The following is a 13,705-nucleotide window of genomic DNA, read 5'->3' on the forward strand; positions in this document are numbered from 1 at the left end:
CCGGTTATGCGGTCGCTGGTACCTCGACCCGCCCTCTCACGCGGTCAGGTCGTGTAGAGGCGCAGGCTGAGGGGGGTGAGGGTCTGCTCGCGGTCGGCGGGGCCCGAGTCGGCGGCCTGCGGGCGCTCCCAGGCGCTGTCCCACCGCAGGCGAAGGGGGCCGACGTCCGGCAGCGTGACGGCAGCCTCGGCCAGGCCCCCGTGCACCACGATCAGGGCCGCGGGCTCGCCGGCGAGGTGCAGCTGCAGGGTGCGCCGCTCGTCCTGGGCCCAGGTCTCGTCGGTCATCGGGGCGCCGGTCTCGTCGTACCAGCCGATGACCGACTCGTCGTGGTCGCGCAGCACCGGCACCTCGCGCCGCAGCGCGGTGAGCGCCCCGGCGCTCGCGAGCAGGTCGCGACGCGCGTCGTCGAGGTCCCAGTCGAGCCAGGTCATCTCGTTGTCCTGGCAGTAGGGGTTGTTGTTGCCGTCGTGGGTGCGACCGATCTCGTCGCCGGAGGCGATCATCGGCACCCCGGCCGACAGCAGCAGCGTGCCGAGCAGGTTGCGGACCGATCGGCGGCGGGCGAGCGCGATGACGGCGTCGTCGGTGGGGCCCTCGGCGCCGTGGTTCCACGAGCGGTTGTGGTCGTTGCCGTCGCGGTTGTCCTCGCCGTTGGCCTCGTTGTGCTTCGTGTCGTAGGCGACGAGGTCGGCCATGGTGAAGCCGTCGTGGGCGGTGACGAAGCCCACCGAGGACAGGGGGGTGCGCTCGCCGAAGAGGTCGCGGCTGCCGACGAGCCGGGTCGCGATCTCGCGCACTCCCGGCCCGCTCACCTCGCCGCGCGAGAGCGCACCGGCGTCGGCGAGCCAGAAGTCGCGGGTGGCGTCGCGGAAGCGGTCGTTCCACTCCGCCCACGCGCCGGGGAACTGCCCGGTGCGCCACCCGTCGGGTCCGAGGTCCCAGGGCTCGGCGACGTGCAGCACCCGGGAGAGCACCGGGTCCTCGCGCAGCGCGACGAGGAAGGGGTGGTCCGGGTCGTAGCCGAGGTCCTCACCGCGGCCGAGCGCGACGGCCAGGTCGTAGCGGAAGCCGTCGACGTGGACCTCCTCGACCCAGTAGCGCAGCGAGTCGAGCACCATCTCGAGCACGAGCGGCTCGGTGAGGTCGAGGGTGTTGCCGCAGCCGGTGACGTCGACGTCGTGGCCCTGCTCGTCGAGCCGGTACCAGGTCGCCGCGTCGAGCCCGCGCCACGACAGCGTCGCGCCCCCGGTGCTCTGCTCGGCGGTGTGGTTGTAGACGACGTCGAGCAGCACCTCGATGCCGGCGGCGTGCAGCAGCTTGACCATGCCCTTGAGCTCGCGCAGCACCTCCTGCGGGTCGGCGTCGCTCGCGTAGGGCGCGTGCGGGGCGAAGAAGCCCAGCGTGTTGTAGCCCCAGTGGTTGGTCAGGCCGAGCTCGACGAGGTGCGGCTCGTCGGCGAAGGCGTGCACCGGGAGCAGCTCCACGGTCGTCACGCCGAGCCGCTGCAGGTGCTCGATGGTCACCGGGTGCGCCATCCCGGCGTAGGTGCCGCGCAGGTACTCGGGCACGCCGTCGAGCAGCCGGGTCACCTCGCGCACGTGCGCCTCGTAGACGACTCGGGAGTCTCGTGGGTGGGCCGGGGGAGCGTCGTCGCCCCAGTCGAAGGTCGTGTCGAGCACGACGTTGCGCGGGACGAAGGGGGCCGAGTCCAGCTCCGAGCGGACGGTCACGTCACCCTCGCCGGACTCGTCGACGGCATGCCCGTAGACGGCCGGCTCGTAGGCCACGCGGCCCTCGACGGCCAGGCCCCACGGGTCGAGGAGCAGCTTCGCGGGGTTGTGACGGTGGCCGGCGGCCGGGTCCCACGGGCCGTCGGCCCGCAGCCCGTAGCGGGCGCCGGGGTGCACGTCGGGGACGAAGCCGCCCCACCAGCCCTCGCCGGCGGCGGGCAGGGAGACGCGAGATTCCTCTCCTTCGTCGTCGAAGAGGCACAGCCAGACGGCGCTCGCGGAGGCCGCCGGCACGGCGACCGTGACGCCGCCGTCGACGGGACGCACGCCGGGTGCGGGCCGGTCGGGGAGCGGCTGGGTTGTGGTGGTCGACATGGCTCACAGGGTAAGCAGTGGGTACGTTGAGGTCATGAGCGATCCCACCGCCCTTCCCAACTTCGGCACCTCCCCGACCCCCGCTGGCGACCAGCCCGAGCAGGAGGCCCCGCTGCGTGACCGCATCGAGGAAGCCCTGCGCGAGCTCGGCCTCGAGCCGCGCATCGACGACGAGGGCGATGTCGCCTTCACCTTCTCCGAGCAGCAGATGTTCGTGCGCGCCGCGGACGACGAGTCCAACGTGCTGCGCGTCTTCGGCCAGTGGGCCCTCGAGGACCCGGTGCCGACCGACCCGATGGAGCGCCTGCAGGTCAGCAACGACCTCAACGTCGCCTTCAACCTCGTCAAGGCGGCCGTCGCCGGCGACACCCTGCTCGTGACCAGCGAGCACATCCTGCCGCGCGGCGCCGACGTGCGCGGTCTGCTCGGCCTGGCCCTGCCGCTCGTCCTGCAGGGCGTGCAGCTGTGGCACCAGCGCGCCACCGGCCAGGAGCTCGAGGACGCCGTCGAGGGTGACCAGCCGGGCCAGGAGCCGCAGGCATGAGCCAGCTCGTCCGACTCGAGGTCGCGGACGGCATCGGCACGATCGTCCTCGACCGCCCGAAGATGAACGCGCTCGACGCCGAGATGCAGCGTCAGCTCGTCGCCGTCGCCGACGAGGCCGCGACCCGCGACGACGTCAAGGCGGTCATCGTCTGGGGCGGCGAGCGGGTCTTCGCCGCCGGCGCCGACGTCAAGGAGATGGCGGAGATGTCCTACACGGACATGGCCGCCCACGTGCGATTGCTCCAGCGCTTCTCCCGCGCCCTGGCCTCGATCCCGAAGCCGACCGTTGCCGCGATCACCGGCTTCGCACTCGGTGGCGGCCTCGAGACGGCGCTGTGCTGCGACTTCCGGGTCGTCGCCGACAACGCCAAGCTCGGCCTGCCCGAGATCACCCTGGGCATCATCCCCGGCGCCGGTGGCACCCAGCGGCTGCCGCGACTCGTCGGCCCGGCCAAGGCCAAGGAGCTGATCTTCAGCGGCCGGATGGTCGACGCCGCCGAGGCCCTCGAGATCGGTCTCGCCGACCGTGTCGTGCCGGCTGCGGAGGTCCTCGACGCGGCGCAGGCGCTCGTCACCCCCTTCGTCACCGGGCCGACGCAGGCCCTGCGTGCCGCCAAGGAGGCCGTCGACAAGGGGCTGGAGACCAGCCTCGACACCGGTCTGGAGATCGAGGCGCAGCTCTTCTCCGCGCTCTTCGCGACCAACGACCAGAAGACCGGCATGCGCAGCTTCGTCGACAACGGCCCCGGCAAGGCCACCTTCGAGGGCATCTGATGACCGGTGCCGGCGCCGCGAGCGCGGAGCAGGTCGAGGCCGCCTGGGAGGACAACAAGCTCGCCCAGGTGCTCTACCACGACTGGGAGGCGCAGACCTACGACGAGAAGTGGTCGATCAGCTTCGACGACCGCTGCACCTCCGTCGTGCGCGACCGCTTCCTCCACGTGCTCGAGTCGACCCGCCAGCCGGGGGAGTCGCTGCCCTACGGGCGCACGCTCGAGCTCGGCGCCGGCACCGGCTTCTTCTCCCTCAACCTCAAGCTCGCCGGCCTCGTCGAGGAGGTCCACGTCTCCGACCTGTCGCCGGGCATGGTCGAGGCGGCCAAGGCCAATGCCCGGCGGCTCGGCTTCGAGATCGAGGGGCAGGTCGCCGACGCGGAGTCGCTGCCCTACGACGACGACACCTTCGACCTCGTCGTCGGCCATGCCGTGATCCACCACATCCCTGACGTCGAGGGTGCGCTGCGCGAAGTGGTGCGCGTCCTCAAGCCGGGCGGGCGCTTCGTCATCGCCGGTGAGCCGACGACGATCGGGCACTGGTACGCGCGGCACATCTCGCGGGCGACGTGGGAGACGGCGACGCGGGTGACCAAGCTGCCGCCCCTGCGGGGCAAGTGGGCCCGTGCGCAGGCCGAGCTCGACGAGTCCTCGCGGGCGGCCGCCCTCGAGGCCGTCGTCGACCTGCACACCTTCGACCCTGCTGCGTTGGCCGCGATGGCCCGCCACGCCGGGGCCGAGCACGTCGGCACGGCCACGGAGGAGCTGACCTCCGCGCTCGCCGGGTGGCCGATCCGCACCTTCGAGTACGCCGTGGCCGAGGACGCCCTCGGCTTCGGGTGGGCGAAGTTCGCCTACGGCACGTGGAAGAACCTCATGAAGGTCGACGCGGTGCTCGGCCGCGTCGTGCCGCAGCGCTTCTTCTACAACGTCGGCGTGACCGGCACCAAGCCCCTGCGGTGACGGGGGCCGCCTGATGTCGGCGCAGCGCCTCACGTGGTGGCACTGGGCCCGGTGGGTCGTCGCCCACCGCGCCTGGAGCCACCACCACGTGCTCGGCTACCTGCGCATGGTGCGGGCCCGGGCCCGCACGCCCGGGCTGGTCTTCGAGGGGCCCTGCTTCATCGGTCCCGGCGTCCAGTTCCAGGTGACCCCGGGCACCGGGCGGCTCGTCGTGGGCGCCTACACGCACATCGGTGGCGGCTCGGCGCTGCGGGCGCACGAGGGCACCCTGCGCATCGGCGCCAAGACGGTCATCGGGATCCGCAACACCTTCAACACCTGGCTCGACATCGAGATCGGCGAGGCCTGTCTCTTCGCCGACGACGTCTACGTGTGCGACTTCGACCACCGCACCGAGGACCTCGAGACCCCGATCAAGGACCAGGGGATCATCAAGTCCCCGGTGCGCATCGGCGACGACGTGTGGGTTGCGACCAAGTGCGTCATCACCCGCGGCACCGACATCGGCGCCCACACGGTCGTCGGGGCAGGTGCCGTCGTCCGAGGCAGCCATCCCCCCTTCGCCGTCATCGGTGGGGTGCCGGCCCGCGTCCTCAAGCACCGCCAGCCCGTGCCCCTGACCGACGACGACCTCGACCTGCCGGCGGGGTGGTGACGTGAGCACCCGCGAGCCGCTCGACGTCCTCGTGGCGCACATCCCGGCTACCCACACCGACGAGGTGCTGGCGGCGCTCTTCGCCGCCGGCGCGGGGGCGGTGGGGGACTACCGCGAGTGCGCCTTCGTCCAGCGTGGCGAAGGGAGGTTCCGTCCCGTGGGATCGGCCAACCCGACGATCGGCGAGGTCGGTCGGCCGGAGCGGGTCGTCGAGGACCGGGTCGAGGTCGCCCTCCCGCGATCGCGCAGAGCAGTGGTGGGCGCGGCGCTTCGCGCCGCCCACCCCTACGAGGAGCCTTCCTTCCACGTGCTCGCCAATGTCGCGGACGAGACGCCCTGAGCCGGGTGTGGTGAAGGGCACCCTCACCCGCATTGGAGGTCTGGGGTCGCGCTGGATAGCGTGAGCGGACTGGGAGCCTTCCCACAGTTCGGGCCCAATCGGCGCGACTGCTGAGAGGATCGCCCGGTACCCAGCCCCCTCACCCAGGAAGAGGACGATTCGCCGATGAACATCGTCGTCTGCGTGAAGTACGTTCCGGACGCACAGTCCGACCGCGGATTCAACGAGGACAACACGACCGACCGCGAAGGCGTGGACGGCCTGCTGTCCGAGCTCGACGAGTACGCCGTCGAGCAGGCCCTCCAGATCGTCGAGGCCGGTGAGGGCGAGGTCACCGTGCTGACCATCGGTCCCGCCGACGCCGCCGAGGCCGTCAAGAAGTCGCTCCAGATGGGTGCCGACAAGGGCGTGCACGTCTCCGACGACGCGATCGCCGGCTCGGACGCCCTCGCCACCTCGCTCGTCCTCGCCGAGGCGATCAAGAAGATCGGCACCCCCGACATCGTGCTCACCGGCATGGTCTCGACCGACGGCACCATGGGTGTCGTCCCCGCGATGCTCGCCGAGCGCCTCGGGCTGCCGCAGGTCACCTACGCCTCCGAGCTGAGCGTCGACGGCGGCGTCGCCAAGATGCGTCGTGACGGCGACACCGCGAGCGAGACCGTCGAGGCCTCCCTCCCCGCGCTCATCTCGGTCACCGACCAGATCAACGAGCCGCGCTACCCCTCCTTCAAGGGGATCATGGCCGCGAAGAAGAAGCCGGTCGAGGAGTGGAGCCTCTCCGACCTCGGCATCGACGCCGGCCAGGTCGGTCTGGCCAACGCCGCGACGGCCGTCGAGTCGACGACCAAGCGTCCGCCGCGCGAGCAGGGCACGATCGTCACCGACGAGGGTGACGGCGGCACCAAGCTCGCCGAGTTCCTGACCACCAACAAGTTCGTCTGAGCGACGACCCGGACACCAAGGAGCAACAGACATGGCTGAAGTCCTCGTCCTCGTCGACCACGCAAACGGTGAGGTGAAGAAGCCCGCCGCGGAGATGCTGACCATCGCCCGCCGCCTGGGTGAGCCCTCTGCCGTCTTCATCGGCCCCGGCGCCGAGACGGCCAAGGACCTCCTCGCGCGCTACGGCGCCGAGAAGATCTACGCCGTCTCCGACCCGGCCGCCCTCGAGCACCTCGTCGCCCCCCAGGCCGAGGTCCTCGCGCAGCTGGTGCAGTCGACGTCCCCGGCCGCCGTGCTCATCCCGAGCAATGCCGCCGGCAAGGAGATCGGTGCCCGCCTCGCGGTCAAGACCGACTCCGGTCTGATCACCGACGCCGTCGACGTGCAGGAGGGGCCGGTCACGACCCAGTCCGTCTTCGCCGGCAGCTACACGGTCCAGGCCAAGGTCACCAAGGGCACGCCGATCATCTGCGTCAAGCCCAACTCCGCTGCGCCGGAGCAGGCCAACGGCGCGGGTGCCTTCGAGGAGCTCTCCGTGAGCATCTCCGACGGCGCCAAGGCCGCCAAGGTCACCGCGTCCGAGCCGAAGAAGGCCTCCGGTCGTCCCGAGCTCACCGAGGCGGCGATCGTCGTCTCCGGTGGTCGCGGTACCGGTGGCGACTTCTCCCCGGTCGAGACCTTCGCGGACGCCCTCGGTGCCGCCGTCGGTGCCTCGCGCGCCGCGGTCGACGCCGGTTGGTACCCGCACTCCTCGCAGGTCGGCCAGACCGGCAAGCAGGTCTCGCCGCAGCTCTACGTCGCGGCGGGCATCTCGGGTGCGATCCAGCACCGCGCCGGCATGCAGACCTCCAAGACGATCGTCGCGATCAACAAGGACGAGGAGGCCCCGATCTTCGAGCTCGTCGACTTCGGAGTCGTCGGTGACCTCTTCACCGTCCTGCCCCAGGCCACGGAGGCCGTCAAGGGCAAGTGACCTCCGGTCATCCCTGACGAAGGGGCGGCACGCACCGACTCGGTGCGTGCCGCCCTTCGTCGTGCCGAGCAGTCTTGGGGGGAGAGCCTCTTCACATCCCCTTTACCAAAACGTGACTTTCGGCCGAGGTTGTGGCTATGGTGGGCCGCGGCCGTGAGGCCCGTTCCCCTGTTTTCCACCCACGAGGTCTCGCGTGAGCTCCCCCCGTTACGTCGGTCGCCATGGCAGCCGCCGTCCCAGCCCCCTGTCCCGCTTGGGCAGCCTGCCGTCGTCGGTCGGCTCCCACGGCGCCCGCACCGTCGCCAAGTCCGTCGCCGGCGTCGGCATCGTCCTCGGGTCCGGCGCCTTCGTCATCGCCCCGAGCCAGGCCGGGGGCAACCCCGCGCCGGTCGCCGACAGCGTGGCCACGGCCCAGACGAGCGTCGAGGACCTCTTCTCCGACCGCACCGGTGACGGCAGCGCCTCGCGCTCGTCCGCCCGGGTCGCGGCGGCGATCACCGCGCCCGATGGCAAGCAGGCCGCGGACGTCCACGACGGCGCGGGTGCCCTCGCCGTCGAGCCGGTCGTCAAGCCGAAGCCCAAGCCCAAGCCCAAGCCAACGCCGAAGCCCGAGCCCGTCGAGCAGACGGAGGAGGAGACCGAGGCCCCGGCGCGGCAGGAGCAGGCCGACGGGCAGGAGCAGACCGCCGAGGCCCCGCAGGCCGAGTCGACGACCAGCTCGACGACCGCCGCCGCCCCTGCGACCGACAACTACGCGTCGCAGGCTGCCGCCCTGGGTCTGGGTGCCAATGCGCAGAAGGTCTACTCGGCCGTGCGCACGCAGTTCCCCGACATGACCAACATCGGTGGCTACCGGGCCGGCGACCCGGGCGACCACGGCACCGGCAGCGCCGTCGACATCATGGTCTCCGGGGCGCGCGGGGAGCAGGTCGCCGCCTGGGTGCGTGCCAACGCCGGCAGCCTCAACGTCAAGTACGTCATCTACCAGCAGCAGATCTGGTTCCCCAACGGGACCTCCAAGATGATGGAGGACCGGGGCGACCCGACGCAGAACCACTTCGACCACGTGCACGTCTCGGTCAACTGAGACTGACGCAGCAGAGCCCCGCCGGGATGATCCCGGCGGGGCTCTGGCGTGTCCGTGACGCTCACACGAGGGTGGACCAGTAGTCCCAGAAGCGCTCGGCAACGAGGACGACCACGACGAGATACCACGCCGTGAGGACGACGCCGCGATACTCGTGCAGGCGCCGAGCGAGGCCGCTCCTCGGCGCGACCGTGACGAGGGTGTGCACGGTCGTCATGACGAAGACGGCGATCATCACGACCCACACGACCATGCAGTAGGGGCACAGCGCCCCGATGGCGTACAGGCTCTGCCAGATCAGCCACGTGACCATCGCGATGCCGAAGGTCACGCCGGCCTGGGCCGCCCACAGCACCCAGCGCGGCACGCGCGCGCCCGTCAGGAGGAGCGCGCCCAGCATCGCCAGGGCCGCGAAGCCCGCCACCCCGATGATCGGGTTCGGGATGCCCAGAGCCTCGGCCTGGGGGGTGTTCATCACCGATCCGCAGGAGAGGACCGGGTTGATGCTGCACGTCGGGACGTAGTCGGGGTCCTTGAGGGAGTTGATCTTCTCGACGAGCAGGGCGGCCGCGGCGAGGAGTCCGACGAGGCCACCGACGAGGTGGAGCAGCGCCAGCCCGCGAGGGATGGTCAGCCGGCGCGCGTCGTCAGTCCTTGACGGCGTCATCCAGGGCCTTCCTGAAGTCGTCGGGGGTCCCCGCCTCGAGCTTCTCGCCGTCGAGGAAGAAGGTCGGCGTGCCCTGGACGCCGAGGGTCTTGGCGTCTTCGGCGCTCTGCTCCACGCGTGCCGTGGTCTTCGGGTCCGCGATGTCCTTGCGGTACTGCTCCATGTCGAGGCCGATCTCCTCGGCATAGCCCTCGAAGACCTTCGCCTGGGAGGTCTGCTGGTGCCCCCACTCGGTGGCCGACTCGAAGAGCTTGTCGTGCATCTCCTCGAACTTCCCCTGCATCCGGGCGGCGTCGGCGGCCACGGCCGCGTTCATCGAGTTGCCGTGGAGCGGCAGGTACCGCACGACGAAGGTCACGTCCTCGCCGTAGGTCGAGCGCAGCTCCTTGATCGTGGGGTGGGCGGCGAGGCAGGCCTCGCACTCGAAGTCGAGGAACTCGACGAAGGTCGCCTTGTCCCCCTTCGTCAGGCGGGGGGAGTCCTCGCGCACGTACGGCGCCGACGCGCCGTCCCCTCCGGCCGGGGCGTCGTCGCCGCGGCCCAGGAAGAGGAGGGTGCCGAGGCCGAGGGCGACGACGACCACCATGGCGATGGAGATCTTGACGGGCGTGCTCATGCGGTTCCGATCGACGAAGGGAGGGACGTGCGGGTGGTCGAGGTGGTGGGGTCGGGGGCCGGTCGGCGGCGCCGGATGGCGCGCAACCCGTTAGCGATGACGAGGACCTCTGCGACCTCGTGGACGAGGACGACGGCCGCCAGGCCGAGCACGCCGAAGAGGGCGAGCGGGAAGAGGGCGGCGATGAGCAGGACGGACAGGACGACATTCTGCGTCATGATCGCCCGTCCACGGCGGGCATGCCGCAGGGCCTCGGGCAGCAGGCGCAGGTCGTGCCCCGTGAAGGCCACGTCCGCCGACTCGACCGCGGCGGCCGATCCGGTGGCGCCCATGGCGATCCCGACGGTGGCCGACGCCAGGGCGGGGGCGTCGTTGATGCCGTCGCCCACCATGGCGGTGGGGGTGGTGTCCATCGACTCCCGGACATGGCGGGCCTTGTCCTCCGGGAGGGCCTGGGCGTGCACCCGGTCGATGCCCGCCTCGGCGGCGAGGGCGTGCGCGGTGCGGGAGTTGTCACCCGTGAGCATGAGCGTCGAGACGCCGTCCGCGTGGAGGGTGGCGATCGCCTCGGCTGCCTCGGGGCGCAGCTCGTCGCGGATGCCGATGACTCCGCTCGGGGCACCGCCGATCTCGACGACGACGACGCTCATGCCGGCGTCGGCCATGTCATCGGCGGCCTGCTCCAGTCCCGCCGGCACGATCCAGCGCGGGCTGCCGACGCGGACCTCGTGCGCACCGATCCGGCCGGTCAGGCCGTGGCCGGCCAGCTCGGTGACATCGCTCGCCTGGGGGTGCTCGGGCGAGGCGGCGGCCACGGCCGTGGCGAGCGGGTGCCGGCTCGTCGCCTCGAGCGCGGCGGCGACGGCGAGGACCTCCTCCTCGGTCCGGCCGGGCGCGGCCACGGTCTCGACGACCCGGGGCTCGTTGCGGGTGAGGGTGCCGGTCTTGTCGAAGGCGACCGTGCGGATCGTGCCGAGCTGCTCGAAGGCCGCCCCCGACTTGATGATCGTGCCGAGGGTGCTCGCGGACCCGATGGCCGAGATGACCGTGACGGGGACCGCGATGGCCAGGGCGCAGGGGGAGGCGGCGACGAGGACGACGAGCGCGCGCTCGGTCCAGTTGGCGGGGTCGCCGACGATGAAGCCGTAGATGACGACGAGGGCCGCGGCGGCCAGCACGAGGGGGACGAGGGGCCCGGCGATCCGGTCGGCGAGCCGCGCACGCTCGCCCTTGTCGGCGTGAGCCTGCTCGACGAGGCGCACGAGCTGGGTGAGCGAGTTGTCGCGACCGTCGGCCGTCGCGCTGACCCGCAGCGCGCCGGAGGTGTTGACCGAGCCGGCCGCGACGGCGTCCCCGGGGGCGACCTCGACGGGGATCGACTCACCGGTGATCGCCGAGGTGTCGAGCCAGGAGGTGCCGGAGACGATCTCGCCGTCGGTGCTCACCCGCTCGCCGGCACCGACGAGGAGGACGTCCCCGCGCCGCACCTCGGTGGCGGGGACGCGGGTCTCGCCGTCGGCCCGGGCCACGAGCGCGGTCTCGGGGATGAGGGAGAGCAGGGCGCGCAGGCCGTGTGTCGCGCGGTCCATCGCGCGGTCCTCGAGGGCCTCGGCAATGGAGAAGAGGAAGGCCAGGGCGGCGGCCTCGCCGAGGTGCCCGAGGAGCACCGCGCCGATCGCTGCGATGGTCATGAGCAGGCCGACCCCGAGACGGCCGCGGCCGCGGCCCTGCACGAGCCGGCGCAGCGTGCCGGGGACAAAGGTCCACGCACCAGCCGCGAGACCGAGGACGAAGGGGGCGGACGCGAGGCTCGCGTTGCCGGTCCACTCCAGGACCATGCCGAGGGCCCACAGGAGGCCCGCGGCGATGGGCAGCAGCAGGGCGCGGTCGCGCCACCACGGGATCAGCTCCTCGTGCGCGAGGATCTCGTCCTGGGGCTCGTCGGCCGGGGCGAGGGCGGGGCCGCAGCAGGCGTCAGCCACGGGTGGCCACCTGCGTCGTGGTGCCGCAGCACAGGGGCAGGTCGCAGTCCTCGTCGGTGCACACGACACCGTCCTCGACGGCGAGCACGACGCCGAGCAGGCTCTCCAGGGCGCGGGAGAGGTGCGGGTCGGCAATCTCGTAGCGCGTGCGTCGGCCCTCCGGCGTCGCGACGACGATGCCGCACCCGCGCAGGCAGGAGAGGTGGTTGGAGACGTTGGTACGCGTGAGGTCGAGCTCGTCGGCCAGCTCTGCGGGGTGTCCGGGGCGCTCGAGCAGGGAGACGAGGATGCGCGCCCGGGTCGGGTCGGCGAGGGCACGGCCGAGTCGGTTCAGCGCGTCGAGGCGCTCAGCAATGGTCAGCACGCGCTGACCATACAGCAGGCGCTGACCTCTTGCGGTATCGCTGTTGAGCGCTATCATCGCCACGTGACGATGATACGTGAGGGCGTCGGGATCGAGGATCGCGGGGCCCAGGCCGCGTTCTTCCACGCACTGGCCGAACCCACCAGACTGGCCCTGCTCGAGCACCTCGAGAGCGGTGAGCACCGGGTGCGCGACCTCGTCGACCACATGCACCTGGCGCAGTCGACGGTGAGCAAGCACCTGGCCTGCCTGCGCGACTGCGGCCTCGTGACGGTCCGGACCGAGGGGCGTGCCTCGTGGTTCGCCCTCGCGGACGCGACGCGTCTGGCGACGCTCTTCGCCGACGCCGAGGACCTGCTCGCTGCATCGGGTGCGTCGCTCTCCCTTCGCGACCACGACCACGACGAGATGGGGGAGAGCTGATGGGTGCCGGGCACGACCACTCCCACGGCGCGGGCGACCGACCTGACCGAGGACTGCGCAACCGGTTGGCGCTCGCCTTCGCGATCACCGTCGGCATCGTGGCCGCGCAGGCGATCGGCGCCGTCATCACCGGCAGCCTGGCGCTGCTCACCGACACCGCCCATGCCCTCGCGGACTCCACGGGGCTGCTCGTCGCGCTCATCGCCGCGACGATGATGCTCCGCCCGCCGAGCAGCGGGCGGACCTGGGGCTTCGCCCGGATCGAGGTCCTCGCTGCGCTCGGTCAGTCCGTCCTGCTCATCGTCGTCGGCGGCTACGCGGCGGTCGAGGGGGTCCGCCGGCTCTTCGAGCCTGCCGAGATCCCGGCAGGTGAGCTCCTGGTCTTCGGCATCATCGGCCTGACCGCCAACATCGTCGCCATGCTCGTCCTGTCCGCGGGCCGTGGGGCGAACCTCAACATGCGCGCCGCCTTCCTCGAGGTCGTCAACGACGCGTTGGGGTCGCTCGGTGTCATCGTCGCGGCGATCGTCATCTCGACGACCGGCTTCACCCGGGCGGACACCATCGCGGGTCTCTTCATCGCCGCGCTCATCGTGCCGCGGGCCGTGCGGTTGCTCCGGGAGACGACGAGCGTGCTCATGGAGTTCACCCCGAAGGGGGTCGACGTCGACGCCGTGCGTGCGCACGTCCTCGAGCTCGAGCACGTCCAGGAGGTCCACGACCTGCACGCCTCGATGATCGGCACCGGCCTGCCGGTGATCTCCGCACACGTCGTCATCGACGACGGGTGCTTCGAGTCGGGGCACGCGCCGAGGATCCTCGAGGAGATCCGGCAGTGCCTGCGCGAGCACTTCCCCGTCTCCTTCGACCACGCGACGATCCAGCTCGAGACCGCGGGCCTGCGCGAGCGGACCTGTGACTCGATGGAGCACCAGGCGCACTGACGCTGGGATCTCCGGCCCGGCGGCGTTGGTGTCACCTGGTCCCCCTTCTCCGGGCAACCAGGTGACAGCAAGGCCGCCAAGCGTCCGAGTGACTCAGGCCGGTGGGGTGACCTCGACCTCGCGCCGGTCGCGGACGGCGACGACGAGTGACGAGCATGACCACGCCGATGAGGCCGAAGCCGGTGCTCAGGGCGGCGGGCCCGCTGCCGGTGACGCCGACGACGGCGAAGGTCGCCGACGTGATGACGGCGATGCCGACCGAGGTGGCGATGCGCTGCCCGGTCTGCATGAACGCGCCCGAGCTGCCGGCGTAGGCATT

At 71.6% G+C, this 13,705-nt stretch carries 16 protein-coding genes; 11 read left to right on the forward strand and 5 right to left on the reverse strand.

The features are described 5' to 3' along the window. Positions 1-44: 44 nt before the first annotated feature. Entirely contained in the window at positions 45-2,108 is a 2,064-nt protein-coding gene (glgX, locus tag NYE39_RS15545; protein ID WP_341013242.1) for a glycogen debranching protein GlgX, read from the reverse strand. A gap of 34 nt (positions 2,109-2,142) precedes the next feature. On the opposite strand from glgX, the gene NYE39_RS15550 reads away from it, so the two are divergent. The 8 genes from NYE39_RS15550 (at position 2,143) to NYE39_RS15585 (ending at position 8,390) form a co-directional block, all read left to right on the forward strand. After that, positions 2,143-2,652 carry a T3SS (YopN, CesT) and YbjN peptide-binding chaperone 1 gene (locus tag NYE39_RS15550; RefSeq protein WP_072624033.1) on the forward strand — a complete coding sequence of 170 codons (510 nt, stop codon included), beginning with the start codon at positions 2,143-2,145 and terminating at the stop codon, positions 2,650-2,652. Further along, the gene (locus NYE39_RS15555; protein WP_072624034.1) at positions 2,649-3,428 is read left to right on the forward strand and encodes an enoyl-CoA hydratase/isomerase family protein; all 780 of its coding nucleotides are present in this window, start codon (positions 2,649-2,651) and stop codon (positions 3,426-3,428) included. The genes NYE39_RS15550 and NYE39_RS15555 overlap by 4 nt, the downstream gene beginning before the upstream one ends. Next, the gene (locus NYE39_RS15560; RefSeq protein ID WP_072624035.1) at positions 3,428-4,390 is read left to right on the forward strand and encodes a class I SAM-dependent methyltransferase; all 963 of its coding nucleotides are present in this window, start codon (positions 3,428-3,430) and stop codon (positions 4,388-4,390) included. Before NYE39_RS15555 ends, NYE39_RS15560 begins: the two co-directional genes overlap by 1 nt. 13 nt (positions 4,391-4,403) lie before the next feature. After that, a complete protein-coding gene (locus tag NYE39_RS15565; RefSeq protein WP_341013243.1) occupies positions 4,404-5,045 on the forward strand; it encodes an acyltransferase in 642 nt (213 codons plus the stop codon). A 1-nt stretch (position 5,046) separates the two neighbouring features. After that, entirely contained in the window at positions 5,047-5,385 is a 339-nt protein-coding gene (locus NYE39_RS15570) for a hypothetical protein (RefSeq protein WP_341013244.1), read from the forward strand. A 165-nt stretch (positions 5,386-5,550) separates the two neighbouring features. Further along, a complete protein-coding gene (locus tag NYE39_RS15575; RefSeq protein ID WP_072624038.1) occupies positions 5,551-6,330 on the forward strand; it encodes an electron transfer flavoprotein subunit beta/FixA family protein in 780 nt (259 codons plus the stop codon). 31 nt (positions 6,331-6,361) lie between these two features. Next, entirely contained in the window at positions 6,362-7,303 is a 942-nt protein-coding gene (locus NYE39_RS15580; RefSeq protein WP_072624039.1) for an electron transfer flavoprotein subunit alpha/FixB family protein, read from the forward strand. Positions 7,304-7,496: 193 nt separating this feature from the next. Next, complete coding sequence (locus NYE39_RS15585) at positions 7,497-8,390, forward strand: hypothetical protein (protein WP_125932787.1); 894 nt, start codon at positions 7,497-7,499, stop codon at positions 8,388-8,390. Between the two features lie 61 nt (positions 8,391-8,451). Here NYE39_RS15585 and NYE39_RS15590 read toward each other — a convergent pair whose 3' ends face one another. The 4 genes from NYE39_RS15590 to cmtR are packed head-to-tail and all read right to left on the reverse strand — an operon-like array spanning position 8,452 to position 12,019. Continuing rightward, positions 8,452-9,057, reverse strand: coding sequence for a vitamin K epoxide reductase family protein (locus tag NYE39_RS15590; RefSeq protein WP_072624041.1), 606 nt, complete (start codon positions 9,055-9,057; stop codon positions 8,452-8,454). After that, positions 9,038-9,673, reverse strand: a complete 636-nt coding sequence (locus tag NYE39_RS15595) for a DsbA family protein (protein ID WP_072624042.1) — start codon at positions 9,671-9,673, stop codon at positions 9,038-9,040. The genes NYE39_RS15590 and NYE39_RS15595 overlap by 20 nt, the downstream gene beginning before the upstream one ends. Then, the gene (locus NYE39_RS15600) at positions 9,670-11,655 is read right to left on the reverse strand and encodes a heavy metal translocating P-type ATPase (protein WP_083546021.1); all 1,986 of its coding nucleotides are present in this window, start codon (positions 11,653-11,655) and stop codon (positions 9,670-9,672) included. The genes NYE39_RS15595 and NYE39_RS15600 overlap by 4 nt, the downstream gene beginning before the upstream one ends. Then, positions 11,648-12,019 carry a Cd(II)/Pb(II)-sensing metalloregulatory transcriptional regulator CmtR gene (gene cmtR, locus NYE39_RS15605; protein WP_072624043.1) on the reverse strand — a complete coding sequence of 124 codons (372 nt, stop codon included), beginning with the start codon at positions 12,017-12,019 and terminating at the stop codon, positions 11,648-11,650. The genes NYE39_RS15600 and cmtR overlap by 8 nt, the downstream gene beginning before the upstream one ends. 69 nt (positions 12,020-12,088) lie before the next feature. Here cmtR and NYE39_RS15610 point away from each other — a divergent pair, with 69 nt between their 5' ends. From NYE39_RS15610 to NYE39_RS15620, 3 genes are all read left to right on the forward strand, one after another. Beyond that, the gene (locus tag NYE39_RS15610) at positions 12,089-12,442 is read left to right on the forward strand and encodes an ArsR/SmtB family transcription factor (protein WP_072626132.1); all 354 of its coding nucleotides are present in this window, start codon (positions 12,089-12,091) and stop codon (positions 12,440-12,442) included. Further along, positions 12,442-13,386: a cation diffusion facilitator family transporter gene (locus tag NYE39_RS15615; RefSeq protein ID WP_072624044.1), complete on the forward strand. Its 945-nt coding sequence runs from the start codon at positions 12,442-12,444 to the stop codon at positions 13,384-13,386. Before NYE39_RS15610 ends, NYE39_RS15615 begins: the two co-directional genes overlap by 1 nt. Before the next feature lie 155 nt (positions 13,387-13,541). Next, positions 13,542-13,700, forward strand: a complete 159-nt coding sequence (locus NYE39_RS15620) for a hypothetical protein (protein WP_164513567.1) — start codon at positions 13,542-13,544, stop codon at positions 13,698-13,700. Positions 13,701-13,705 lie beyond the last annotated feature (5 nt).

Origin of the sequence: Janibacter sp. FSL W8-0316 (genome assembly GCF_038004165.1) — a bacterium.
GTDB lineage: Bacteria > Actinomycetota > Actinomycetes > Actinomycetales > Dermatophilaceae > Janibacter > Janibacter indicus.